21 protein-coding genes, 3 tRNA genes and 1 pseudogene are annotated in these 21,199 nt (G+C 67.4%); 12 read left to right on the plus strand and 13 right to left on the minus strand.

Going from position 1 to position 21,199, the window contains the following annotated elements; genetic code table 11:
* Positions 1-3: 3 nt before the first annotated feature.
* From BN1193_RS17460 to BN1193_RS17470, 3 genes are read left to right on the plus strand one after another with little or no spacing between them, the layout of a single operon-like run.
* The gene (locus BN1193_RS17460; protein ID WP_052460935.1) at positions 4-1,362 is read left to right on the plus strand and encodes an MFS transporter; all 1,359 of its coding nucleotides are present in this window, start codon (positions 4-6) and stop codon (positions 1,360-1,362) included.
* A gap of 51 nt (positions 1,363-1,413) precedes the next feature.
* Entirely contained in the window at positions 1,414-3,129 is a 1,716-nt protein-coding gene (locus tag BN1193_RS17465; RefSeq protein WP_040168213.1) for an FAD-dependent oxidoreductase, read from the plus strand.
* Positions 3,126-3,878: a glucose 1-dehydrogenase gene (locus BN1193_RS17470; RefSeq protein ID WP_040168214.1), complete on the plus strand. Its 753-nt coding sequence runs from the start codon at positions 3,126-3,128 to the stop codon at positions 3,876-3,878. Before BN1193_RS17465 ends, BN1193_RS17470 begins: the two co-directional genes overlap by 4 nt.
* A gap of 93 nt (positions 3,879-3,971) precedes the next feature.
* Here BN1193_RS17470 and BN1193_RS17475 read toward each other — a convergent pair whose 3' ends face one another.
* The 6 genes from BN1193_RS17475 to BN1193_RS17500 are packed head-to-tail and all read right to left on the minus strand — an operon-like array spanning position 3,972 to position 8,399.
* On the minus strand, positions 3,972-4,223 hold the full coding sequence (locus BN1193_RS17475) for a hypothetical protein (RefSeq protein ID WP_040168215.1): 252 nt from the start codon (positions 4,221-4,223) through the stop codon (positions 3,972-3,974).
* A complete protein-coding gene (locus BN1193_RS17480; protein WP_040168217.1) occupies positions 4,220-4,585 on the minus strand; it encodes a hypothetical protein in 366 nt (121 codons plus the stop codon). Before BN1193_RS17480 ends, BN1193_RS17475 begins: the two co-directional genes overlap by 4 nt.
* A 1-nt stretch (position 4,586) precedes the next feature.
* A complete protein-coding gene (locus tag BN1193_RS17485; protein WP_040168218.1) occupies positions 4,587-4,847 on the minus strand; it encodes a hypothetical protein in 261 nt (86 codons plus the stop codon).
* A 14-nt stretch (positions 4,848-4,861) separates the two neighbouring features.
* A complete protein-coding gene (locus BN1193_RS17490) occupies positions 4,862-5,320 on the minus strand; it encodes a hypothetical protein (RefSeq protein WP_040168219.1) in 459 nt (152 codons plus the stop codon).
* A complete protein-coding gene (locus BN1193_RS17495) occupies positions 5,317-7,959 on the minus strand; it encodes an FtsK/SpoIIIE domain-containing protein (protein WP_040168221.1) in 2,643 nt (880 codons plus the stop codon). Before BN1193_RS17495 ends, BN1193_RS17490 begins: the two co-directional genes overlap by 4 nt.
* Complete coding sequence (locus BN1193_RS17500; RefSeq protein ID WP_040168222.1) at positions 7,956-8,399, minus strand: hypothetical protein; 444 nt, start codon at positions 8,397-8,399, stop codon at positions 7,956-7,958. Before BN1193_RS17500 ends, BN1193_RS17495 begins: the two co-directional genes overlap by 4 nt.
* Before the next feature lie 276 nt (positions 8,400-8,675).
* Between BN1193_RS17500 and BN1193_RS17505 the strand changes: the two genes are divergently transcribed.
* From BN1193_RS17505 to BN1193_RS17520, 5 genes are all read left to right on the plus strand, one after another.
* Positions 8,676-9,323 (plus strand): metallophosphoesterase, encoded by a 648-nt coding sequence (locus BN1193_RS17505; RefSeq protein WP_052460936.1) that lies wholly within the window; start codon positions 8,676-8,678, stop codon positions 9,321-9,323.
* Between the two features lie 60 nt (positions 9,324-9,383).
* A complete protein-coding gene (locus BN1193_RS17510) occupies positions 9,384-10,040 on the plus strand; it encodes a DsbA family oxidoreductase (protein WP_040168223.1) in 657 nt (218 codons plus the stop codon).
* Positions 10,033-10,158, plus strand: coding sequence for a hypothetical protein (locus tag BN1193_RS18460; RefSeq protein WP_268259560.1), 126 nt, complete (start codon positions 10,033-10,035; stop codon positions 10,156-10,158). Before BN1193_RS17510 ends, BN1193_RS18460 begins: the two co-directional genes overlap by 8 nt.
* A 108-nt stretch (positions 10,159-10,266) precedes the next feature.
* Positions 10,267-10,917, plus strand: a complete 651-nt coding sequence (locus tag BN1193_RS17515) for a hypothetical protein (RefSeq protein ID WP_040168224.1) — start codon at positions 10,267-10,269, stop codon at positions 10,915-10,917.
* A 96-nt stretch (positions 10,918-11,013) separates the two neighbouring features.
* Positions 11,014-11,775: a dienelactone hydrolase family protein gene (locus tag BN1193_RS17520; protein WP_040168225.1), complete on the plus strand. Its 762-nt coding sequence runs from the start codon at positions 11,014-11,016 to the stop codon at positions 11,773-11,775.
* A gap of 104 nt (positions 11,776-11,879) precedes the next feature.
* Here BN1193_RS17520 and BN1193_RS17525 read toward each other — a convergent pair whose 3' ends face one another.
* Complete coding sequence (locus tag BN1193_RS17525; RefSeq protein ID WP_052460937.1) at positions 11,880-13,016, minus strand: acyltransferase family protein; 1,137 nt, start codon at positions 13,014-13,016, stop codon at positions 11,880-11,882.
* 364 nt (positions 13,017-13,380) lie between these two features.
* Here BN1193_RS17525 and BN1193_RS17530 point away from each other — a divergent pair, with 364 nt between their 5' ends.
* The gene (locus BN1193_RS17530) at positions 13,381-14,700 is read left to right on the plus strand and encodes a hypothetical protein (RefSeq protein WP_040168227.1); all 1,320 of its coding nucleotides are present in this window, start codon (positions 13,381-13,383) and stop codon (positions 14,698-14,700) included.
* 118 nt (positions 14,701-14,818) lie between these two features.
* Positions 14,819-15,996 (plus strand): annotated as a pseudogene (locus tag BN1193_RS17535) (IS3 family transposase).
* 184 nt (positions 15,997-16,180) lie between these two features.
* Here BN1193_RS17535 and BN1193_RS17540 read toward each other — a convergent pair.
* From BN1193_RS17540 to BN1193_RS17555, 4 genes are all read right to left on the minus strand, one after another.
* Positions 16,181-17,071, minus strand: coding sequence for a hypothetical protein (locus BN1193_RS17540; protein WP_040168229.1), 891 nt, complete (start codon positions 17,069-17,071; stop codon positions 16,181-16,183).
* Positions 17,072-17,303: 232 nt separating this feature from the next.
* Positions 17,304-17,376, minus strand: a tRNA-Phe gene (locus tag BN1193_RS17545).
* A 66-nt stretch (positions 17,377-17,442) separates the two neighbouring features.
* A tRNA-Asp gene (locus tag BN1193_RS17550) sits at positions 17,443-17,516 on the minus strand.
* A gap of 22 nt (positions 17,517-17,538) precedes the next feature.
* A tRNA-Glu gene (locus tag BN1193_RS17555) sits at positions 17,539-17,611 on the minus strand.
* Between the two features lie 228 nt (positions 17,612-17,839).
* Between BN1193_RS17555 and BN1193_RS18395 the strand changes: the two genes are divergently transcribed.
* Both BN1193_RS18395 and BN1193_RS18400 read left to right on the plus strand, forming a co-directional pair.
* Complete coding sequence (locus BN1193_RS18395; RefSeq protein WP_230206545.1) at positions 17,840-19,363, plus strand: coiled-coil domain-containing protein; 1,524 nt, start codon at positions 17,840-17,842, stop codon at positions 19,361-19,363.
* Positions 19,336-19,620, plus strand: coding sequence for a M23 family metallopeptidase (locus BN1193_RS18400; protein WP_230206570.1), 285 nt, complete (start codon positions 19,336-19,338; stop codon positions 19,618-19,620). The genes BN1193_RS18395 and BN1193_RS18400 overlap by 28 nt, the downstream gene beginning before the upstream one ends.
* A gap of 114 nt (positions 19,621-19,734) precedes the next feature.
* Here the strand turns inward: BN1193_RS18400 and BN1193_RS17575 are convergent, their stop codons facing one another.
* Together BN1193_RS17575 and BN1193_RS17580 are read right to left on the minus strand one after the other, a co-directional pair.
* A complete protein-coding gene (locus BN1193_RS17575; protein WP_040168231.1) occupies positions 19,735-20,268 on the minus strand; it encodes an inorganic diphosphatase in 534 nt (177 codons plus the stop codon).
* A 42-nt stretch (positions 20,269-20,310) separates the two neighbouring features.
* The gene (locus BN1193_RS17580; RefSeq protein WP_230206546.1) at positions 20,311-20,982 is read right to left on the minus strand and encodes a TMEM175 family protein; all 672 of its coding nucleotides are present in this window, start codon (positions 20,980-20,982) and stop codon (positions 20,311-20,313) included.
* Positions 20,983-21,199: the final 217 nt, after the last annotated feature.

The following is a 21,199-nucleotide window of genomic DNA, read 5'->3' on the forward strand; positions in this document are numbered from 1 at the left end:
ACCATGACTTATCAGGACAACGTCGTCCCTGCCGTCGCTCCACCGCGGCCGGTCGAACCGCGCAAGACACCCGGCAAGGCCGCCCTCGCGTCGTTCCTCGGCGGCACGCTGGAGTACTACGACTTCTTCATCTACGGCACGGCGGCGGCGCTGGTCTTCCCGTCGCTGTTCTTCCCCGGCGACAACCCCACTGCGGGCCTGGTCGCCGCGTTCGCCACCTTCGGTGTGGCCTACGTCGCTCGTCCTCTCGGCGGCATGGTGATGGGCCACTTCGGTGACCGCATCGGCCGCAAGCGCGTGCTGCAGTTCACGATCGTGCTGATGGGGCTGGCGAGCCTCTCGATCGGCCTCTTGCCCACATACGCGGCGATCGGCATCTTCGCGCCGATCCTGCTGACCCTCGCGCGGCTCGTGCAGGGCTTCTCCGCCGGGGCGGAGTCCGCGGGCGCTTCCTCGCTGACGCTGGAGCACTCCCCGCAGGACAAGCGGGGCTTGTTCACCTCGTCCGTGATGATGGGGTACGCCGGCGGCATGGTGCTGTCCACGCTGGTGTTCATCCCGATCACCGCACTGCCGGAGGATGCCCTGCTGAGCTGGGGATGGCGGGTGCCGTTCCTGCTCTCGATCGTCGTGCTGGCGTTGGCGTACTGGGTGCGTCGCCACCTGGACGAGACGCCCGTGTTCGAGGAGGCCAAGGAGGAGGGCGAGCTGAAGAAGGTTCCCCTCCGCGACGTCCTGCGTTTCCAGGCTCTCGATGTGGTGCGCGTGCTGTTCATGTCGATCTTCTCGGTGATGCAGACGATCTTCACGGTGTTCGGACTGTCCTACGCCACCGAGGAGGCCGGCTTCGGGCGCGCCGAGATCCTCACGGTCAACGCGATCGCGATCGGCCTGTCGATGATCACGATGCCGCTGCTGGCGAGCCTGTCCGACAAGATCGGTCGCAAGCCCGTGATCGGCACCGCGATGCTCGGCTGTCTGCTGACGCTGCCGGTCTACTTCCTGGCGCTCGGCACCGGGAACATCGTTCTGGTCTTCCTCGCCGCGCTGCTGTTCATGACGGTGCTGTACTCGGGCTTCAACGGACTGTGGCCGGGATTCTTCGCCGAGCAGTTCGCGACCCCGATCCGCTACAGCGGCATGGCTCTGGGTAACCAGCTGGGTCTGCTGGTCGCCGGGTTCGGTCCGATGATCGGCGGACTGCTGCTGGGTACGGGCGAGTTCGGCTGGGTGCCGGTCGCGATCTTCGGCGGCGTGTGCGCCGCCCTGGGCCTGATCGCCCTGCTGTCCTCGCGGGAGACCGCTCACACACCGATCGAGCAGCTCGGCGAGCCGTACTGGCGCAAGGTCGGCCGGCGCTGACGCAGACGTCCCCGCCCGCAGTGCGGGCGGGGCGATGACAAGGAGAAACACGTGAAAGACATCCAGTGCGACGTGCTCGTGATGGGTTCCGGGGTCGCCGGAATGGCCGCGGCGCTGAAGGCGGCGGCTCAGGGCCTGAGCGTCATCGTGGCCGAGAAGGAGCCGTACTTCGGCGGCACCACCGCGATCTCCGCGGGGTGGGCGTGGGTGCCCGGCAACAAGGCCGGGGTCGCCGCGGGTGACACTCGTACGGAGCAGCTGGCGTACCTGAAGGCGCTCGCTCCGGACACGTTCAACGAGCGCGGGGTCACCGAGTTCCTGGACACCGTGCCGGAGGCGCTGGAGTTCTTCGAGACGGAGACCGCGGTCGAATTCGACTACCCCGAGAAGGCTCCGGACTACCAGATGGATCTGCCCGGAGCGAAGCTCGGCGGGCGTGCCATCCTGCCGCGGGACACCGATGCGCGGATCCTCGGTGAGCACCGCCTGTTGATGCAGCCGTACATGTCCTCCTACACGGTCTTCGGTTACATGCCCCAGGTCGGCAACGACATCCAGCAGTTCTTCCGGGTGAACCAGTCGCTCGGTGCGTTCACCTACGTCGCCCGGAAGCTCCTGCGCACGTGGTTCGACGCGGCGCGATACCAGCGTCCGGTGCTGCGCTCGAACGGCAACGCCCTGATGACCCTGATGGTCCGCAGTGCCCTGGACGCCGGGATCCGGCTGTGGCCGGGCACCGCGGTCGCCGAGCTGACGCAGGACCCGGACGGCACCGTGACGGGTGCGCGCCTGACCGGCAAGCACGCCGGGACGGTGAAGGCCCGCCTGGGCGTGATCCTCGCCGGCGGCGGCTTCTCCGGCGACGCGGAACTGCGCAAGCGGTACTTCTCCCACGACCGCAACGGCGGTCAGCACTTCACCCCGACGGTCGGTCACGGCGGGGACCCGGCGCGGCTGGCGATGAAGGCCGGGGGGACCATCGATGACTCGGTGTTCTCGGTCGGGTCATGGGCGCCGGTGACGGTGTTCAAGCACCTGAAGGGCGGCGCGCAGCGGCTGTTCCCGCACCTGCGGGCGATCGGACTGCCGGGCCTCATCGCCGTCGACCGGCACGGCGAGCGGTTCGGCAACGAGGCGCTGAGCTATCACGACTTCGGTGGCCGGATGATCGAGCACAACAAGGACGAGAAGGACACCTTGGGCTGGGTCGTCGCGGACGCGAAGACGATGCACAAATACGGCATCGGGTACGCGAAGCCGTGGCCCATGCCGCGCGACTACTTCTACCGCACGGGGTACCTCGTCAAGGGGCGGACGCTCGCCGAGCTCGCCGAGAAGATGGGCGTGGACGCGTCCGGACTCGAGCGCACGGTGCGCGAGTTCAACGTCGACGCCGTCCGCGGTGAGGACACGAAGTTCGGCCGCGGTTCGACGGAGTACAACCACTTCCGTGGGGACATCAAGCACAAGCCGAACCCGAACCTCGCACCGCTGGATCGAGGTCCGTTCTACGCCGCCAAGATCCAGATGGGTGACCTCGGCACGTTCGCCGGCATCGCGGTGGACGACCGCGGGCGCGTCACCGATGCCGACGGGAAGCCGATCCCCGGACTCGTGGCCGCCGGTGCCGCCGCGGTGAGCGTGTTCGGCGGCGGGTACCCCGGGTACGGTTCGCACATCGGTCCGGCCATCGTGTTCGGTTACCGAGCCGGACGGGACATCGCGGCGTTGGCCGCGGAACGCGGAGTGGAGAAGGTCGAAGCATGACGAACGGACGTGTCGCAGGGAAGGTCGCGCTGATCACGGGCGGCGCTCGCGGGATGGGGGAATCGCACGCGCGGGCTCTCGTCGCCGAGGGCGCGAACGTCGTCATCGCCGACCTGCTCGAGGATGAGGGTCGCGCGCTCGCGGCCGAACTGGGGGAGGGGCGGGCACTGTTCGTGCCCCTCGACGTCACCGACGAGGAGTCCTGGAACGCCGCCGTGGCGGCGACCGTGGACGCCTTTGGGAAGCTCGACGTGCTGATCAACAACGCCGGGATCTTCACGCGCGGGTCGGTCGTGGATGCGTCCGTGTCCGATTTCCGGAAGACCATCGACATCGACCTGACCGGGGTGTTCATCGGCATGCACGCCGCCGCGGCCGCGCTGGAGGCGTCCGGCAACGCGTCGGTGATCAACATCTCTTCGATCGCGGGCCTGGTCGGCTTCAAGAACCGCGCCGCTTACGCCGCCGCCAAGTGGGGCGTGCAGGGGCTGACCAAGACGAGCGCGATGGACCTCGGCCCGCTCGGCATCCGGGTGAACTCGATCCACCCGGGCTCCGTGCGGACCCCCCTGACGGCCGGCCTGAAGCGCGGCTTCGGCCAGATCCCGCTCGGCCGCGACGCCGACTCCGCCGAGATCTCCGCCCTCGTGGTGTACCTCGCCTCGGACGAGTCCCGCTTCGTCACCGGCGCCGCCATCGCCATCGACGGTGGTGAGACCGCCGGCAACAACCTCCGCGAAGACGCCTGAGTCCCGGCGTGGATGCCGGCCGGTCGTTGACCCCGCGGCATCCGCGCTCGCGGTCGTGGCGCTCGCGGTCAGCGAGCGAGCGCCGAATCGGACTCAGCGACGTCCGAGGGAAGCGGCGTAGGTCCGGGCGGCATCCGCGGCTGCGCGGGCGGCGTCCTCGATGGCTGTCCAGGCGCCCATCGCCGCGGTCATCTCCGAGATCGCCCCGCCGGCCTCCGGGACGTGTCCGACGGCGAGCCGCGCGGCGCGAAGAGCGGCGACCGCGCCGGTGCGGTCAGCGCTGAGCGCCGTCGCCGAGGCCGCAAGGGCATCGACGTCCGCGGACAATCGGGTCAGGTCACTCATCGTCGCCTCGCCGCCGCTGCCGCCCGTTCGGCCTCGATCCGCTGGATCTCGGCCCGACACCAAGCCGCTTCCGCACGCAGACGGTTGGCGGCGAGGCTGAGTTCACCGAGCGCGCGGTCCACGGCCCCGGCGAATCGGGCACCCCCGGCCCCGACCGTGCCCATCTGGCCGGCGATGGTGTGATCGACGCCGGTCGTGCTGCCGCCGACCAGGCTCTGCGCGACCTGGCCGACTCCGCTCGCTCCCGCGACGAGGCGTCGGCCCGCGGCGGAGAGGCCGCTGAGGGTGCCCTGTGCGGTCGCGACACTGGACAGGTTCGCGTTGATCGCCGCCAGGCGGGCGCGCAGCACGGACTCGTCCATGTCAGAGGGATCGTCCGTACTCGGAGCACACCTTCGCGGCTCGTTCCAGCGCCGCGCAGGCGTCACGAACGCGACGGGACGCCTCCTGCAGGGTCTCGACGACCTCCTGGTCCTTGCGTTGCGCAGAGCCCGCGATCGTCGCCTGCACCTCCTGCGCGTGCCCCTGGAACGTCCGCTGGAACGACTCCAGGCTCGTGGCGGTGCGCTTGGACTCGTGCGCGATGTTCTCGATCCGAGACTTCAGTTGGGAGAGCTGGGACATGCTGTCCTTTCGACTCAGCTGCCGGCGAGCAGGTACGGGATGGCCAGGATCGCGGCGGTGCCGACCACCGTGACGCCGAGCCAGACGAAGCCGAGGATCCGACCGGGCAACGCCGCTTGACGGGCCGCTTCGAGCACCTGGTCGGCACCGTTCAGCGCGTCGAGGTGCGGACGCTCGTCGCGCAGTTGGCGCAGTTTCCCCTCGAGGTCCGTGGCGGCGGGCAGACGGTCCTGCGTCCACGGCGAGGGCTCGACGTCGTAGGGAGCCGCCAGGTCCTGCACGGCGCGACGGAACCCGGACGCCCGTTGCAGCCGTGCGTGCTGCTCCTCCTGCGCCTGACTCAGCCGTGAGCCGTGTTCGCCACTGCGTGCGGCCCGTTCCTGGGCGAGGCTCGCGTCGAGCCGCGCCTGGTCATGCTGACGTTGCGCGAGCGTGGTGACGGCCTGAGCCGCCGCGTTCCAGTCGATGGTCATGCGGTCCGTCCTTCCGCCGGAGCGTCGAACGGCACGGCCGTCTGCGCACCCGGATAACCGGCCCTGACGTACAGGAATCGCGGTGACGAGCGCGGGGCTTCCGCCTCGAAGCCGATCAGTTGGCGCAGGTCCGCGGTGGGAACTGATGCCAGCGCGTAGGCGGCGATGCCGTCGGCTCCGTCACGGCTCATGCCGATGGCGCGATCGATCGGCGTGAAGTTCGCACTGGTGAGCACGACGTCTCCGGCCGAGCGCGGATCGACCACGGCGTCTCGCAGCGTGCCCGCCGCGGTGGGCGGCTGGCTGAGGAAGTCATTCGGGTCCGCTTCGCCGCGCGGCTCGGACAGGCCTCCGATGCGCTGGAGGTCGGAGACCACGGTGAGGGTCTGCGCCGCCCGGAGCTGATCCGGGTGGGTCGCGATCCACTCCGCGGCGTCGGCGAGCGATACGGTGATGACGTCCACCGGGCCGTCCGTCAGCCGAGCAGCCCAGCTCAGCAGCGGCGAATCGCCGATCACCACGACGGTGCGGTATTCGCCGCCGGTCACGGCGCTGTACACCGTCGCGCGGGTCAGCTCGGAGCGCACCTCCTGGTCGGTGCCGACGATCGCCAACGATCGCATCGGATCGGCACCGAACTCGTGGAGGACCGGACGTCCGACGGTGTCGACCGCGGCACCGAGTGCCACATGGCGCCCGGGCGGGAGGTCGTCAGGCCACGGCTCGGGCTGCGTGCCGACGAAGGTGCGCTGGGTCTCGTGCTGCGGATGATCCTGCGCGAGACGCTCCTGCAGGCGGACGGTGAAGCTCACGTCGGCGAAGGTGGACATGCCGAACACGTTCTTGCCGGGGTCTTCGCCCATCGCGTCGTTGATGACGACCTGGCCGCGGAACTGCAGTTCGGAGGGCGCCTTGTTGCCGGGCGCGAAGATGGTCTGCGCCTCCGCGGCCGTGTTCTGCAACCCGATTCGCAGCGGGATCTGGGACAGGATCGCGTCGAGCTTGGTCGCGAGGCTGCGGATTCCGCTGAGCGTCTGCGTCGCCAGGACCAGGTGGATGCCAGCTGCTCGTCCGCGGCGGACGATCATCTCCAGCAGGGAAACCGCGCGCGCGGCCAACTCGTCATCACCCTTGAGCATCACGTCGAACTCGTCGATGAACAGCATCAGGCGCGGCAGCTCCTGACCCTGCGCACGGTAGGAGTCGTAGTCGTTCACGCCCGCGCTTTTGAACAGAGCACTGCGCTCCTGACGCGTTCGCTCGAGGTGTTCCAAGGTTGCGACACCGAATTCGCGGTCGCTCTCCAGGGCGATCGTGCGGGCGTTCGGCAGTCGCGACGCACCGTCCTCGCCGGCGAATCGACGGAACTCCAGACCCTCCTTGAAATCGAGCAGGAGCATCTCGATCTCGCTCGGCGGGTACTTCGCCGCGATGGCGTAGATGAGGACGGCCAGCAGATTCGATTTGCCGCGTCCGGTCGCGCCGCCGATCAGTGCGTTCGGGATCGGGGGGTTCTGCGACCGGAAGGCGATGGTCAGCGGCTTGCCGTCCGAGCGCTCGCCGATCACGACCTCGACGCCGTCCGCGCTCGATGCGGTGCCATCGGGTGGAAGCAGCGCTTCCGGGCCGACGACGGGGCCTCGTGCTTCGCTGGCACCCGCGATGACCTCGCGCAGCAACCGTTGAAGCGCATCGTGGTTCGGCCGTTCGAGCGGCTGGAGCAGAAGCTGTGCGTCCCCCTCGCCGAGGGTGGCCGACCCGGCGGAGGAGAAGGCGATGACCGAGGCGCGTCCGCTCGGGGACAGCGCCGCGCCGGATGCGCGTGCGGACTGCAGCAGGACCACGATCACACCGCAGGCTGGCCCGCGCACGGTGATGCGATCGATGCCGCGCCAGGTCTCCTCGTTGATGGTTCCGGGGACGTCATCGATCACCACGACGTGCAGTGAGGGTGTCGGCGTCGCGTCCTGCCAGATGTCCAGGACGGACCCTCGGCCGCGGGCGCTGAGCTGTTCGGCACCGCGCTGGACGTCCGCGGTGATGTCCTCGAGCCGCTGTCGGAAGCGGTATTCGTCGGTGTAGGCCGCCGGGAAAGCCGCGCCGAGCGTGTGGTTGCGCAGCTCGGAGAACGCGCCGAGCAAGCCGCGCAGTGAGGGGTCGAACACGGACACCCGCAGCGAGGACAGCGGGACCGTGGCGAGAATGCGCGCGAAGACGGCTTCCACGAATGCGTTGGCCGCGTCCGCGTCGCCGCGCAGAACGAGGCCGGCGTGGCTGGCCAGCGGCACCGGCACCGGGACCCCGTCGACGCTGCCGACGACCAGTCCGTCCGACGGTACGGGAAGGGGAGCGTGAACGATCTCCGGGTCGAGGGACCCGAGCGCGCCGGGGATCTGCGCCGCTGTGTCATCGAGGGTCCGCTGAGCGGAGCGCACGCGGTCCTCGATGTCGTCCTGTCCGGTCGACCGCTTGCGCCCGAAGTATTCGTCCAGCCCGCGGATGGCGGCCGTGTGAGTGTCGTTCGCGGACTGGAGGGCCTCGCCCGCCCCGTGTTCCGTGGCGGCGTGCGCGGCGTCGGCCGCGCCGAGCAGCCGACCGAGATCGTCGCGGAATGTCGCGCCGAACGGTTCCGCGCTCATCGGCGTGCTCCGATCGCCCAGGCCACGATGAGGACCACCAGCGCCGTCGCGTACGCGAGAACGGAGGGCACGGCATCGATCCCGAGGGCGTTGCCGAACATGACCGCGGTCATGACCATGAGATCAGCGGCGCAGAGGAGGCCGGCGATGCCGGCGAGGACGCGGACCGTCGTGTGCGACCGGATGGACAGGAGGGCGATCGCGACGAAGAGCACGGCAGCCGGCAGGATCAGCCAGGGTGCGGCCGCGCTGAGCGCGGTCGCGCGGTCCGCGCCGGCCTTCAGCAGCGTGGCGGCGGGAATGTCCCGATAGGCCTCGGCGAGTCGGACGGTCGCGAAAACCACGGGAATCAGGCCGAGCACGACCAGCACGAGCGAGCGGGTGCGCACGAGAGAGATGGACCCGCCCCGGCGGAGGCTGCGCGCGTAGGTTCGAAGCATGGAACGCGCCCGCGTGGTCTCGGTCGGGCCGAGACGCTCAGCGTTGGCGGCCGTCCAGTCGCGGAGATTTTGGATCTGCTGCTGTGTCGACGGCGCATTGCGCCTGACATCCGACGTACTCGACAATGCTGACTCCCCCAGTCGTTGCGGCGAGGCTATCACGACCCTGAGAGGAAGCTGAGTTCACCGAAATGCCGCGCGATCGGCCGAACGTGGCGTCGGGTGGACCCTGAATCGCCGCGCGTCGCTACGATCGGCAGGCATGGAGGGGACGAGATGACCACTGCCGAGGTGCCGTTCGACTTCGATTCCGTGGCGTTCGTGACGAGCGATCACCACTTCGGGCACGCCCGCATCATCGAGCTCGCCGGTCGGCCGTTCGCATCCGTCGAGGGGATGGACGAGGAGATGATCGCCCGGTGGAACGCCGTGGTGGCTCCGGGCGATGTCGTGCTCCACCTCGGAGATCTGGCCCTGGGTCCGATCGCGGACAGCGTCGCGCGTACGGCGGACCTGCACGGGCGGCGGTTCCTGGTGCCGGGCAACCACGACCGGGTGTCGCCGGCGACGCAGACCGTGCGCGGCATCGAGCGGTTCCGTCCGATGTACGAGGACGCCGGGTGGAGCGTCCTGCCGGAGATCCTCGTGGGTACGCGGCGCGGGCGGTCACTGCTGGCCTCGCACTACCCGTACGCGGGTGACAGCACGGGCGTCGAACGGCACAGCACCCACCGCCCGGATGACACCGGCATTCCGCTCATCCACGGCCACACGCACGACCGCACGTTCGGCCCGCACGCGTCCCACGAGTTCCACGTCGGCGTGGACGCCACCGAGTTCGCGCCCCTGCCTTTCTCGGTGATCGATGCCTGGCTCGCGGGCCTCCCGACCAGTGAACAGTCGGACATCGGGAGCGGGGAATAGCCCGCGATTCACGGGAGTTGCACCCTTTATCTGTACTTACAGCGAATGAAGGGAAGCCTCATGAAGGTGGAGATGTGGGCGGACATGGTCTGCGTCTGGTGCGGGATCGCCGCGGACCGGATGAACCGCGCGATGGAGCAGTTCGAGCACAGCGATGACGTCGAGCTGGTGCACCGCTCGTTCCGTCTGCTGCCGGACATGCCGGAGGGCCGCAGCTGGGAGTTCGGCGAGTTCATGACCCAGTTCCGCGGCTACTCGCCCGAGCAGGCCGCGGCCACCGCCGCGCGCGTCGAGGGCCTCGCTGCAGCCGACGGGATCGACGAGTACTACGTGACCGGCAACTCGGTCGGCAACTCGACGCTGGCCCACGAGTTCCTCGCCTGGGCGAGCGATCAGGGCAAGCACCACGAGGCCTGGGACCTGGTGTTCCACGACAACTTCGCCGAGCGCGCGGACATCTGGAGCGTCGACGACCTCCTCGTCTTCGCCCGACGTCTGGAGCTCGACGAGGACGCCGCCCGTGCGGCGCTGACCGACCGTCGGTACAAGGCGCAGGTCGAGGCCGATCACGCCGAGGTCCTTGCGATCGGCGGGCAGGGTGTTCCGTTCTTCGTCATCGACGGGAAGTACGGCGTCTCGGGAGCGCAGTCCCCGGAGGTGCTCGTGCAGGCGATGCAGCAGGCGTGGAATGAGCAGGACGCGGTGGCGCGTGTTTGACGAACGCGCTCCGCTGGCGGGTCTGACGTTCCTCGGCGCGTCGGACCCGAGCCTGGACATCTGCGGCCCGGACGCGTGCTTCCTCCCGACCGCTCCGGCCACAGAACCGGAGGTCTGAGCGTCCGCATCGGCGGACGATCGCGCTGTCCGGTTGATGGGCCGGGGCTCTCCTCCGGGCGTCGCGCGGCCGGGACCGGGTGTCGGTGGCCGCGCGCATACTGGGGCGATGAGCGTGGAGCCGGGGGATGAGTTCAACGCCTACATGGCGATGCTGGAGTGGGGCCGCGAGAACGTGACCGCGACGCTCATCGATCGTGGGTGGAGTGCGCTCGACCCGCAGCTGGCCGCGGAGCGGCCGGTCACCTGGGTGTGGCCCCCGACGACCGTCGATGGCGGCATTCCCGGTGGGTACACGGATTTTCCCGGCGGCCGGATCTTCACTCGACCGCCCCGCCCCTGGACGCTGCCCACGCGCGTTTCGACGCGGGACGATGGCTGGCTCGTCGAGTTCGGGCGGACGGCGACGCTGCCGCCCGCTCCGGCGCGAACCTTCGCCGATCCGGCGGCGCTTCTCACCGCCCTGGAGGAGATCGAATGGTGGCCGCTGTCGGTCGCCGAAGCTCGCGAGATCCAGTACGACCGCATCATCGCGAGCGTGCACGCCGCCGCCTACGACCAGTTCATGGAGGGCGGCGAGATCACCGAACCCTACGCGAGCCGCCTCACCGAGTTGCGGCGCCCGGATCGGCATGGCTCGCCCGCTTCGCCGCCATGGGTCTCGCGCTTCGAGGGCAACGTGAACGCTGTGCGCACCCTCATTGAGGCCGAGGCCTGGGCATCTGATGTCCGTACTGGCCGCGCGGCGAACGGCGGCTGAGCGCCGAAGGCGGCGACCGCGCGGCGATGGGGAATGCTGACTCCCTCCTTCCGCCATTCCGATACGGTGATGCGCATCCAGACCAAAGGACCTTCGATGACACACCCCGCCTCCGGCCGATACCTGACCCTCACCACGGACGGTGGTGAGGCCGAGGCGTATCTGGTCGGTTCGCCGGACCGTCCGGGCGTGCTGCTGTTCATCGACGCGATCGGCCTGCGTCCGCAGATCGAGCGGATGGCCGATCGCATCGCGTCCTGGGGGTACACCGTGCTCGCCCCGAACGTCTTCTGGCGAGACGGGACCGCCGCCGAGCTCGCGCCGCGGACGGACCTCCGCGCGCCGGGAAACCGGGAGGCCTTCATGCCCGGCGCGATGAAGCGTGTGGCCGCACTCACACCGGCCCAGGTGGCCGCCGACTTTCCGGTCTGGCATGCTGCGCTGCGCGAACACTCCGCCGCGGACAGCGCGATCGGGGTGACCGGCTACTGCATGGGCGGACGTCTCTCGCTGCGGTTCGCCGCGACCTATCCGGCCGAGGTCGCCGTGACGGGGATGTTCCACGCGGGTGGCATCGTCGTGGACGGTGCGGACAGCCCCCACCTCGTCGCACCTGACGTCGCGGCGCGGGTGGTGGCCGGCTTCGCGGACAACGACCGCTCGGCCACGCCGGAACAGGTGGCCGCCTTCAACGCGGCGCTGACCGCCTCCGGCGTCACCTTTACCTCGGTCATCTATCCCGACGCCCCGCACGGCTACACGATGGCGGACACCTCGACGTACCAGGAGGCCGGCGCCGAGCGCCACTTCACCGAGCTCCGCGGCGCCCTCGACTCCGGTATCGATTCGGCCCTCTAGGACTGTCCGGGACGGCGGTGGCAACGCAGGTGGACGGGGGCCCGGAGCCGGCGATGGAGATCCTGGGCCACGGTTCCCGGGGGCGCGAACCAGCGCACGGGCGATCAGTTGGGCGCGTCCGCCGATTCCCGTCGTGCTGTCGCGCGACGTTCGCGTCGCACGCGGAGCCGCAGGAAGCTCTTCTCGACGAGCTGGTAGGACAGTTCGGCGGCGAGAAACATCGCCAGCAGTCCACCGATCGTGAGTCCGCCGAACCAGGTGGTGTTGTGCGTCGTCTGGAACAGCTGTTGGTAGAGGTACAGGCTGTACGAGATCAGCCCGATGTGCACCATCACGCGCGTGTTCAGCAACCGGCCGAACGGCGACTGCGGGCGCCGCATCATCCACAGCATGACGGTCGCGATCGCGAGCGCGTCGCCGAGATAGCCGACGGTGTACAGCCAGACGCCTTGCAGCTTGGACGTCATGATCCATGACACGGGCAGCCAGACCACGACCCACCACTGCAGGTGGTGGTCGAACACCCACGCCGCGAAGCGTTCGAATCGCTCCGTGCCGACGCTGAAGGCGAGGAGGCAGCCGATCATCAGCGCATCCGCGCGCGTGTGGAACATGAACGTGACGGCGGCGTCGGGAACGAACGGCAGGAGGTACGTGCCGATCCGGATGAACGGCGACAGCACGATGCCCACGATGAGCACGCGCACGGCCACGCGCCGCGGCAGGAGCAGCACGAGCAGTGGCCACAGGATGTAGAACTGCTCTTCGACGCTGAGTGACCAGAGGTGTCCCGTCCACCAGGCGCCGTCGAGAGGCCAGTAGTCGCGCAGGAAGAGTGCGGGGGAGATGATGTCGCGCGGGCCGACGCCGTTGATCACGCCCGTGAGAGCCAGCACGGTGACGATGAGAAGGAAGAGGAAGAGGGCCGGCAAGATTCGATACGCGCGGCGCCGGTAGAAGCCGCCGAGGGAGATGCGTCCGTTCTTGGACTGTTCGCGCAGCAGAAGGGTCGTGATGAGGAATCCCGACAGGACGAAGAACACCTGCACGCCGAAATATCCGCCCGGAAGGAAGGCACGCAGCTGTTCGACAACCGGCGTCTGCGGCAGCGTGGCCGCGCCGTGGCCCCAGATGACGAAGATGACGGCGAGCGCCCGGATGCCGTCGAGCGAGGGGATCACCCGATGCAACGCCGGGTCGGTGGCGCGGCGTTCGCCTCGGCGCCAGAAGCGCATCGACATCGTGCCTCCCCATTGCGGCATCGGTTCCGTCCGCGCGCCCCAGAGCGCGACATGCCTGAGCCTAGAGGCCCGAACCCCGGTGGGGAAGCACGAGTTCCCGAGCTCCGCCCGGCCTTCGCCGGCAGGTGGGGCGGCGATCGGGGTGAGGTGCGCGCGGACGGGGAAACCGACTCGCACCAGGGCAAAGCAAAACCCCCGCCATGTAGAAGCTAGGCGAGGGTTCGTCTTGGTTGGTCTCGGCTGGTTTGGGGTGGCTTCAGCGGAGCTATCGGCACAGAACCGGCACGGATGCTCGCGTATCTCGCGTGCATGCAGTGGATGCGTCCGATACCGTGGGGCAAGCTGCTGAAGGACTGGAGATCGCGTGACTAAGAAGAAGCTCGTTGAGGTGTTCGGGATCGGCGTGGGTAGTTCGACTCCGGCTTATGTCGACCGCGGCGCCCTTGACGAGAAGTTTCGCGACAGCTTGGCGGCGAACCGACATGTGAGCGTGCATGGTGGTTCGAAGCAGGGGAAGACATGGCTTCGCAAGCGGTCGCTCGATCCAAGTGAGGCGGTCGTCGTTCAGTGCACGATAACGTCGACCGCGGCATCGGTTCTCGAAGAGGCGTTGAGCCAACTCGGCGTGCGCGCCACGTTGTCTCGCACTGAGACGGGAAACCTCGGCGGGCATATCGATGTATCCGCAACGGCGACTGGTAAGGCGGGATTGCCCTTCTTGGCCAAGGCGTCCGCTGAGCTCGGCATCGAGGTGGGCCTCACCGGCGAGCGGGGGTTCGAGGAACAAGAAAAAGTTCTGGGTCAGACAGTAGCTAACTTGCACTGGGTTGCCGCGAGCATCAACGCTTCGAGCAAGCAGCTCGTGCTCGAGGACTTTCACTACCTGCCCGAGCCTGAGCAGCGGATATTTGCGTCTTGGATGAAAGCACTCGGCGAGTACGGTTGCCATGCGGTGATCATCGGTGTGTGGGCCCAAAGCCACCTCCTCACGTACTTCAATGGTGATCTCGACGGCCGAGTGGACGACATTCATCTGAAGTGGGAGGATGACGAGTTGCGGACGGTGCTTCGTCGTGGGGCGACTGCGCTTGAGATCAAGTTTACGAACGCTCTTGTGGACGCGATTGTCGCCGATGCTTATGGGAACGTTGGCCTAGTGCATCGACTCGCTCTCAGCTTGCTCAAGCTTGAGAAGGTAGACGAACTTCCCGCGTGGACCCTAGTAGACGTTAGCGACAAGTTGACTGTGGCTCGGGCTGCTGTCGCGGACCAGATGTCAGGGAGATTCGACACGTTCGCATCTAACTTCGTGGGTGGGATGCGGCGGATGTCAGAGGGCCTCGTCGTCTATCTGCACCTTCTCCGAGCGATCACAGCGAGCGACGACGCAAGCCTGGTCGGTCAAGGTGTCGACGCCCGCACCCTTCTCGCAAACATTGGGAGTGACGGAATTCGCCTGAGTGATCTCACGCAAGCTCTCGAGCGAATCGATCGGCTTCAGGTGAAGATTGATATCTCGCCGCCCGTGCTCACGTACCATCGTGCTGGAAAGCGCGTGCAGCTGGTCGACCGCTCTTTTCTCTTCTACCGTAGGTACGGTAACCCGACGTGGCCGTGGGACGACGATGAAGATATCCAGAACGACTTGTCGGGCGCGGCCCCTCTGGACATATTCGAAGACTAGCTTCCGGGTTGGTTGCTGCGATGGGCATCGAGACGCCCAAGTCGCGATCAGCAGGGGACTGGTGCAGGTTCTGGTGACAACTGACCTTTGAGGCAATCTGCCTCTGGGAGATGTGATCATGCCTGGACCGTTTCGAAGGAGTTCCGTGACGATGTTGTCGCGGTCGCTCGTGCCCGTGAGGATGGGGTGTCGTTGAAGATGATCGCGAAGGATTTCGGGATCTCGGAGGGCACGCTCACGAACTGGCTGAAGCAAGCCGATGTCGAGGACGGGCGAAAGCCCGGGCAGACGCGCGAAGAGGCCGCGGAGGTTGGGGAGTTGCGGTGCCGGAACCGTCTGCTGGAGCAAGAGAACGAGGTGATCCGGAAGGCAGCGGCGTATCTGTCGCAGGCGAATCTACGCCTGGGGGCTCCCCAAAATGATGTACCCGCTCGTTCGCGAACTCGCTGAGACCGGGGTCCCGGTGTCGGTGTCGTGCCGGGTATTGAAGCTCGCTCGCCAGCCGTACTACCTGTGGCTTCGCTCCCCGGTCGCGGACGCGGAGATGGTCCGTGCCCGGCGCATCGATGCGCTCGTTGACGCACATCGGGAGGATCCCGAGTTCGAGTACCGGTTCCTGCATCACCAGGCCCGCCGTGCCGGGGTGCGGATGAGTCGCCGCACCGCGTGGGCGCTGTGTCATGCGGCGGGGATCTCTTCCGAGGTGCAGCGGCTGCGGCGGCGCGGGAAAGGGCGCCGGCCGGGCCGCCGGTTTTCGATGACTTCATGAAGCGACAGTTCGTTTCCGACGCTCCCAACCGGGTCTGGCTCACGGGCGTCACCGAGCACTGGGCGAGTGAAGGGAAGCTTTACTGCTGCGCGATCAAAGACGTCTTCTCGAACCGGATCGTGGGGTATTCGATCAGCGACACGATGACGTCACGATTGGCCGTCGATGCTCTCGCCAGTGCTGTTCGGCGGCGCGGTGACGTCGCTGGGTGCATCCTGCACGCGGATCGTGGATCGTAGTTCCGGTCGCGGAAGATGGGGCACGCCCTCGCCCGGCACAGCCGGGTCGGATCGATGGGCAGAGTCGCGTCAGCGGGTGACAATGCCGCGATGGAGAGCTTCTGGGCGCTGCTGCAGAAGAACGTCCTGAACCGGCAACCCTGGGCCACCCGAGCTGACCTGCGCATCGCGATCGTGACCTGGATCGAGCGGACCTACCACCACCGCCGACCCCAAGACCGCCTCGGCGGGTTGACGCCCATCGAATACGAAGCCAAACTCAACACCACTACGGCCCTCGCGGCTTAGCCACACCTGTCACCACAACCTGCACCAGTCCCATGTATGGGCCAGCGGTGGTTGAGGCGTGGGACACATCGATTGATGTGTCCGTGCGCGGTATGTGTGAACTTACGACGGCGAACGTCGAGTGGATCCTAGAAGTCGTCGAGGCGGCGCCGCGCTGACGCCGCAACCGCGATGCCGAGCACGGTCAATCGGCGACGTCGCTGGCAAATGCGACCGTGGGCAAAGCGCGGGTGTTCATCGCGACGCGCTCGACGGCGGCAACCAGGTGCGGTCGGGCGGCGTCAGGGCCAGAGAGCCACGTAATGTACTGGTCGCTGGCGAGTCTGATTGCGCCAATGAGCTGATAGGTCGCCGCCGTGACTACAGGGAGGGGCGCTTCAAGTCGTGGTGCCGACAGGCCTCCTGACGAGATCACGAAGGCATTTAGAGCCCCGAGCTGGCCGTGCGCAATACCGGAGTAGATCGAGTAGAGCCGTTTCTCATCGAACAGCCCCGACGTCTCCGCTACGAGGTCTCGCACCATCGCAGATAGGTTTGGCCTGGTCGCAGCTGGGAGTCCCATACGGTTCAGCTCTGCTGCGTAGAAGCTCCGTCTTTCGGCCGCGTCGACCAACTGGCCAGTTGTGCGGGATTCGAGTGCGTCGGGTACGTCGACGTCATGCCGGAGATCGGCACGCAGCATCGACAGAATTCTGTGCAGATACGCGTCAATGTCCAGAGAGCTGGTGAGCCAACGAGAACGTCCAGCTGCTTCAAGTGCGCCGCGCGCAACGGTGATGAGTGCGGTGGAGGGCCTCTTCTCGGCGCGTATCAAGAGGGCAAACGCTCGAGCGTGGTCGCAAGCGCTGAGCAACGCACGTTCCGCCAGTCGTGCCGCCTCGATGACGTGTTGGCCGCCGCCGCGTTCATCTGCTGCCGCAAAGACGCGGATGGATGCAGACTCGGGGGAGAATCCAATGGTCTTCTCGCTGGGGAGAGACGCGATCGCTGCTGCGCACAGATCGAGCAAGCTCGACGACAAGTTCTTCGCGGACCGGGACTCGTCATTGTCATTGAGTCTGGGATCGGCGAGCATTCGGCCAGGCTATCGATGGGGACAGCCGGCACAAAACCGGCACAATTTCCAGGAGCGGTCGTTGGCCGACCAGCAAAGCCCCATCAATGATGAGGCCTCGCCAGCTGGTGCGAAGGGATGATCCGCGGGTAGCGCAACAGCTCAAAACCCGCGGAATCATGCGGCAAAGCAAAACCCCCGCCATGTAGAAGCTAGGCGAGGGTTTCTGGGACCGTTGTAACGACGGTCCGTGTGGCTCCGACCGGCATCGATCCGGTGACCTTTCGATTTTCAGTCGAACGCTCTACCAACTGAGCTACAGAGCCGCGCGGCATCATGATGCCGCGTCCGACACGAAAGGCCCTCTCAGAGAAAGGGCCCGTCGCTTGGAGCGACCCTGACGGGACTTGAACCCGCGACCTCCGCCGTGACAGGGCGGCACGCTAACCAACTGCGCTACAGGGCCATGATGTATTCAATTATAGGTGTGACCCCAACGGGATTCGAACCCGTGCTACCGCCGTGAAAGGGCGGCGTCCTAGGCCACTAAACGATGGGGCCGAGAGCGGTTCCGAAGCCCCGCACCTGCCGACGATCAAGCATAAGCGGAAACTTCTTCAAAATCCTAATCGGCCGCCCGCCCGGCCGTGTTGCGCGGCGCGGCGGCGCGAAAATCGCCGATCGCGGGTGGAAGATGAGCCGCAGAAGTCTGCTCCTACCCGTTGCAAATGTGACTGATGTTGTTACTGTGTTACGAGTGACTGGCCCCGCAGTCTGGAGGATTTCATCGTGCCCAAGCTCGGAAGCGCACCTCTGCGCCCCGTGCGAGTCGACCGTACGCACCGATCTGCGACGGCCACCCGCTCCGCAACATCCCTCTCCCGCCGCCTGATTCTCAGCACCGCCGCCATTGCGATCGCCCTGGTCGGCATCGTCGTGGCCCCGCAGCAGTCGGCACCGACCTACGCCGCGTCGTACCCCAGCTGGGACGACGTGCAGAAGGCGAAGGACAACGAGTCGTCCAAGGCGGCCGAGATCTCCCGGATCGAAGGACTCATCGCCTCGCTGGCGACGAACGTCCAGGTCACCCAGGCCGCGGCCGTCGCCGCCGGCGACGCGTACTACGAGGCGAACCAGGCCTACCTGGTCGCCGCGGACCGCGCCGACCAGCTCCAGAAGCAGGCTGACGACCAGACCAAGGCCGCCGATGCCGCCGCGAAGAAGGCCGGCGAAGTCGCCGCGCAGCTCTACCGCAGCGGAGGCGACGACACCGCCCTGCAGCTGTTCTTCTCCGACTCCGCGAAGGACGCCGACCAGATCCTGTCCCAGCTGGGACAGATGGACCTGCTCCTCTCGCACAACAAGGCGGTCTACGACACCGCCGTCACCGCCCGCAACAACGCCGCCTCGCTCAGCGAGCAGGCCGCCGTGCAGCGCACCGAGCGGGACAAGCTCAAGCAGGAAGCCGAGCGCAAGCTGCAGGAGGCCCAGGCGGCCGCCGCGGCGGCCGAGGCCGCCCTTGCCGAGCAGGAGTCGAACAAGATCACCCTTGAAGCCCAGCTGGCAGCCCTCAAGGACACCACCACCAAGGTGGTCAAGGACTATCAGATCGGCGTCGAGGTCGCACGCAAGGAAGAAGAGGCGCGCAAGCAGCGCGAGCGTGAAGAGGCCGAGCGCCGTGCCCGCGAGCAGGACGAAGAGAACCGCCGCAACCAGGAGAACAACAACAACAACGGTGGCGGTGGCTCCGGCGGCGGCGGCAACGAAAGCGGCGGCGGTGGCGGGGGCGGCACCGGTGGGGGGGGGGGGAACGGGGGGTGGGGGCGGGCCCGGCCCCGGCGGGGGGGCCCCCGGCTACGGCCCCGCGCATTTCCCAGGTGGCATAGGCTACTTCCCCCCCCGATTCCCCAAGGGGGGCGTCCCGCTTTAGGGGGGACAAGGACTATCAGAGGGGCGGCGGGGGCGCACGCAAGGAAGAAGAGGCGCGCAAGCGGCGCGGGCGGGAAGAGGCCGGGCGCCGGGCCCGCGAGCAGGACGAAGAGAACCGCCGCAACCAGGAGAACAACAACAACAACGGTGGCGGTGGCTCCGGCGGCGGCGGCAACGAAAGCGGCGGCGGTGGCGGTGGCGGCACCGGCGGGAGTGGTGGCAACGGCGGTTGGGTCCGTCCGAGCTCCGGCTGGGAGACCTCCGGCTACGGCCCGCGCTACTCGCAGTGCGGCAACGGCTACTGCGCCTCCGGATTCCACGAGGGCGTCGACCTGGCTTCCGGTTGCGGCAACGGCATCTATGCCGCCCACTCCGGAACCGTGACCTACTCCGGCTACAACGGCGGATACGGCAACTACATCCGCATCGACAACGGTGACGGCGTCGGCACCGGCTACGGCCACATCCAGTACGGCGGACTGCTCGTCGGCTCGGGACAGTGGGTCAATGCCGGGCAGATGATCGCCCTGGAAGGTGACACCGGCAACTCGTTCGGTTGCCACGTCCACTTCGAGGTCTACGTCAACGGCAGCACCGTCAACCCGGTCCCGTTCATGGCCCAGTACGGCATCTCCGTCTGATCGGACGCACGAGACCCCCGGAACCGCTCGCGCGGGTCCGGGGGTTTCGTCGTTCCCGACCCGGAAACGCGGAACGGCCGCCCCGAGGGACGGCCGTTCCGGAAGCGCTGCGGCTCAGCGGGTCGAGGGCATCTCGCCCTCACCCTGCGACTTGGTGGAACCCTCGTGCTCCTCGAAGCGCGCGAACGCCTCGGTCACCAGGCGCTCGGCCTCGGCGGCACCGGCCCACTCGTCGACCTTGACCCACTTGTTGGGCTCGAGGTCCTTGTAGTGCTCGAAGAAGTGCGCGATCTCCTTCTTCGTGTACTCCGCGATGTCGTCCACATCCTGGATGTGGGACCAGCGCGGATCCTTCGCGAGCACGGCGACGACCTTGTCGTCACCGCCGGCCTCGTCGCTCATCTTCAGCACGGCGACCGGCCGGACCTCGGCGGCCACACCCGGGAACAGCTGCTGATCCAGCAGCAGGAGGACATCGAGCGGGTCGCCGTCCTCGCCGAGGGTGTTGTCGAAGAAACCGTAGTCGGCCGGGTAGCCGAACACCGTGTACAGCACGCGGTCGAGGAAGACGCGTCCGGTGCCGTGGTCGACCTCGTACTTCACGCGGCTGCCGCGCGGGATCTCGATGGTGGCGGTGTAAGCGCCCATGCGTGTGCTCCTTGAAAGTCAGGACGGAGGAATGCGATAAGCCTACTCGGAGGGTTCCGGCGCCACGTGCGCCGTCGTCACGCGACGTTCCAGCAGTCGGCGGTACCCACGAGCCAGGAACCCGGTCAACATGCAGATGAAGAAGACGTAGTACCCGGGACCGGGCCAGATCAGACTGGCGATGAAGGTGATGCCGAAGCAGGTGATCATGGCGAGATCGATCGAGATGCCCATGACGACCGCGTCATCAGCGGCCGCCCGCATCTCGGGGTGCCGCAGGAGATACACGCGCATCGCCAGCATCAGTGCGCTGGTGAGGACGAGGGAACCCACGTAGAGCACGACCTGCAGGCGGTCGGTGCTCATCTGCCCCAGCATCGCCGTCGCGACCGGGAGCCACACGATCGTGAGCAGCCACGCGAGATTGATCACCATCAGTCGGGATGTGATCCGCTCGACGCCGTTGTAGACGCGATGGTGCATGAGCCAGAAGGTCGCGATCAGGGAGAAGCTGAGCAGGAACGAGATGATCTGGCCGGCATGGTCATTCAGGTACTCGGCGGTGGAGAGGTGACGCGCTTCCGCGACGCTCTCCATCAGCGGCAGGATCAGCAGCGTCATCGCGATCGCGACGACCGCATCGACGAAGGCTTTGAACCTTTCTGCGGACTGTCCGATCTCCATCACGGTGGGCGGCGTCTGACTCTCACTCACCGGGACAGCATAGAGGTTCGCGGCCGGGGCAGACACGGGGCTGCCGGCCGATCGGGCCATCCGGCATGAGGAATACCTCATACCCGCCGCATCTACTTACTGACTGGTTAGTGTCTGAGGAATCGGACACCGACGGTCCGCCCGACCGGAGTCCGGAGCCGATGACGCGGCACCACGAGGGTGCTCGCTGAGGCGCGAACCCGCTGTGATGCCCCGC

The organism is Microbacterium gorillae (assembly GCF_000826185.2).
In the GTDB taxonomy this organism is placed as follows: domain Bacteria; phylum Actinomycetota; class Actinomycetes; order Actinomycetales; family Microbacteriaceae; genus Microbacterium; species Microbacterium gorillae.

Excerpts from the sequence above, each read along its gene's own strand:
- BN1193_RS17515 (WP_040168224.1), top strand. The coding sequence starts at position 10,267 with ATGAGCGTGGAGCCGGGGGATGAGTTCAACGCCTACATGGCGATGCTG.
- BN1193_RS17500 (WP_040168222.1), bottom strand. The coding sequence starts at position 8,399 with ATGCTTCGAACCTACGCGCGCAGCCTCCGCCGGGGCGGGTCCATCTCT.
- BN1193_RS17540 (WP_040168229.1), bottom strand. The coding sequence starts at position 17,071 with ATGCTCGCCGATCCCAGACTCAATGACAATGACGAGTCCCGGTCCGCG.
- BN1193_RS17520 (WP_040168225.1), top strand. The coding sequence starts at position 11,014 with ATGACACACCCCGCCTCCGGCCGATACCTGACCCTCACCACGGACGGT.
- BN1193_RS17485 (WP_040168218.1), bottom strand. The coding sequence starts at position 4,847 with ATGTCCCAGCTCTCCCAACTGAAGTCTCGGATCGAGAACATCGCGCAC.
- BN1193_RS17495 (WP_040168221.1), bottom strand. The coding sequence starts at position 7,959 with ATGAGCGCGGAACCGTTCGGCGCGACATTCCGCGACGATCTCGGTCGG.
- BN1193_RS17470 (WP_040168214.1), top strand. The coding sequence starts at position 3,126 with ATGACGAACGGACGTGTCGCAGGGAAGGTCGCGCTGATCACGGGCGGC.
- BN1193_RS17525 (WP_052460937.1), bottom strand. The coding sequence starts at position 13,016 with ATGTCGATGCGCTTCTGGCGCCGAGGCGAACGCCGCGCCACCGACCCG.
- BN1193_RS17475 (WP_040168215.1), bottom strand. The coding sequence starts at position 4,223 with ATGAGTGACCTGACCCGATTGTCCGCGGACGTCGATGCCCTTGCGGCC.
- BN1193_RS17480 (WP_040168217.1), bottom strand. The coding sequence starts at position 4,585 with ATGGACGAGTCCGTGCTGCGCGCCCGCCTGGCGGCGATCAACGCGAAC.
- BN1193_RS17510 (WP_040168223.1), top strand. The coding sequence starts at position 9,384 with ATGAAGGTGGAGATGTGGGCGGACATGGTCTGCGTCTGGTGCGGGATC.
- BN1193_RS17460 (WP_052460935.1), top strand. The coding sequence starts at position 4 with ATGACTTATCAGGACAACGTCGTCCCTGCCGTCGCTCCACCGCGGCCG.
- BN1193_RS17575 (WP_040168231.1), bottom strand. The coding sequence starts at position 20,268 with ATGGGCGCTTACACCGCCACCATCGAGATCCCGCGCGGCAGCCGCGTG.
- BN1193_RS17490 (WP_040168219.1), bottom strand. The coding sequence starts at position 5,320 with ATGACCATCGACTGGAACGCGGCGGCTCAGGCCGTCACCACGCTCGCG.
- BN1193_RS17505 (WP_052460936.1), top strand. The coding sequence starts at position 8,676 with ATGACCACTGCCGAGGTGCCGTTCGACTTCGATTCCGTGGCGTTCGTG.